This is a genomic window from Thauera aromatica (assembly GCF_023093595.1).
Lineage (GTDB): Bacteria > Pseudomonadota > Gammaproteobacteria > Burkholderiales > Rhodocyclaceae > Thauera > Thauera aromatica_A.
In genome coordinates this window covers 1-1,697 of sequence record NZ_JALLIK010000036.1, presented here as the reverse complement: position 1 = coordinate 1,697, position 1,697 = coordinate 1, and the positions used below count along the sequence as shown (strand labels likewise).

At 64.0% G+C, this 1,697-nt stretch carries 2 protein-coding genes; both read right to left on the bottom strand.

Features of this window, described 5'->3' with window-relative positions; genetic code table 11:
- The gene (gene istB, locus MXC99_RS00425) at positions 1–810 is read right to left on the bottom strand and encodes an IS21-like element helper ATPase IstB (RefSeq protein WP_247723674.1); all 810 of its coding nucleotides are present in this window, start codon (positions 808–810) and stop codon (positions 1–3) included.
- Positions 803–1,697: Mu transposase domain-containing protein (locus MXC99_RS00420; RefSeq protein WP_432654216.1), on the bottom strand; the 895-nt coding region annotated here is incomplete at its 5' end. The genes MXC99_RS00420 and istB, both read right to left, overlap by 8 nt.

Sequence of the window (1,697 nt, the reverse complement as noted above, 5' to 3'; positions counted from 1 at the left end):
TCAGAACGGTTCAGGCGCCTCAGCCTCGCCTGCCGGCGCGGCCCGCCGGGCTTTCTCCCGGGACTGGATGCGTGACTTGGCCGCCGCACTGCTGTGCTGGAAGCGCCAGGACGCGTTGCCGGTCTCGATGATGTGGCAGTGGTGGGTCAGGCGGTCGAGCAAGGCCGTGGTCATCTTCGCGTCGCCGAACACGCTCGCCCACTCGCCAAAGGTGAGATTGGTCGTGATCATCACGCTGGTGTGCTCATAGAGCTTGGAGAGCAGGTGGAAGAGCAAGGCACCGCCGGCCTGGCTAAATGGCAGGTAACCCAACTCGTCCAGGATGACCAGATCGACGTTGCGCAGCGACAGCGCGATGCGCCCGGCCTTGCCGGCGGCCTTCTCCTGTTCGAGCGCATTGACCAGATCCACGGTGGAGTAAAAACGCACCCGCCGCCCATGACGGGTGACGCCCGAGATGCCCAACGCGGTGGCCAGATGCGTCTTGCCGGTGCCCGGGCCGCCGACGAACACGACATTGTGGGCTTGGTCGGCAAAGCCCAGATCGCTCAGTTCGCTGATCAGCTTGCGCTCGACGCACGACTGCTCGAAGTCGAAACCGGCCAGATCCCGGTGCACCGGGAAACGCGCGGCACTCATCTGGTAGCGGATCGAGCGCATCGCACGATCGGTACCCTCGGCCTGCAGCAGTTGCTCGATCAGCCAGCGTGAGCTCTGTACCGCCGCACCGTCGTCAGCGCTGATCTCGTTCCAGGCGGCGGCCATGCCGAACAGACGCAGGCTTTTCAGTTCCGCGCCAATATCACGCATGATCGGCCTCCTGTCGTTCGCGCAGGCTGTCGTAGCGCCGTGTGTCGGCCAGCGGCAGCGCCTTGAGTTCGAGACTCGTTTCGACCGATTCCGGTAGGGGCGCCTGGTTCAGCCGTGCGATCACGTTGAGCACATGCTCGATGCTGACCATGCCGGAGTCGAGCACCAGTTCCACGGTCACCAACACCGGCTCCAGGCCGACCTTGGGGACCATCGTGAGTACCTGACTCATCACCCGATCGCCGCCGTCTCGACGCAGCAGCAAGCGCTGCAAGCGCAGGAGTGCGGTGGGCATCTCGGCAAACGGCGCGCCATTGCGCAGCGCACCCGGTTTGCGTTCGAGAAGCGGCAGGTAGTGACGCCAGTCGTAGCAGGTCTGCTCGCGCTCGAACAGACGCGGGTGGCTGGCCACAATCACCTCGTCGAACACGAACTCGATGCACTCCGGGTAGAAGCGCTTGCTGATCAGCTTGCCCGCCAACTCGCACGGCACCGAGTAGTGATTGCGGTCCGCCGTCACCAGGCAGGTGCTCGATATCCGCCCCGGCGCTTCGACGTACCCATCGAAGGGCGCGATCATCGGCATCAGGTGGGCTTGCTCGTGCTCGAGCATCTCGGCAACCGTCAGCGCGTACTGCGGATGGCGCAACTCCTGCCAGAGACTGCGGCAACGGGCCAGCAGCCAGGTGTTGAGCTCGGCCATCGAGCCAAAGCGCTCTTCACCGGCCTGTTGCCAGATTCGGCGCCGGCTGTCCTGCACGTTCTTCTCGACGATTCCCTTTTCCCAACCACTGGCCACGTTGCAGAAGTCCGGATCGAAGAGGTAGTGCGAGCACATCGCATAAAAACGCGCATTGACCACCCGGCCCTTGCCCTTCTTGATCTTG

What these genes read in the sequence shown, in the direction of transcription:
- istB (WP_247723674.1), bottom strand. Translation starts at nt 810, where the DNA reads ATGCGTGATATTGGCGCGGAACTGAAAAGCCTGCGTCTGTTCGGCATG.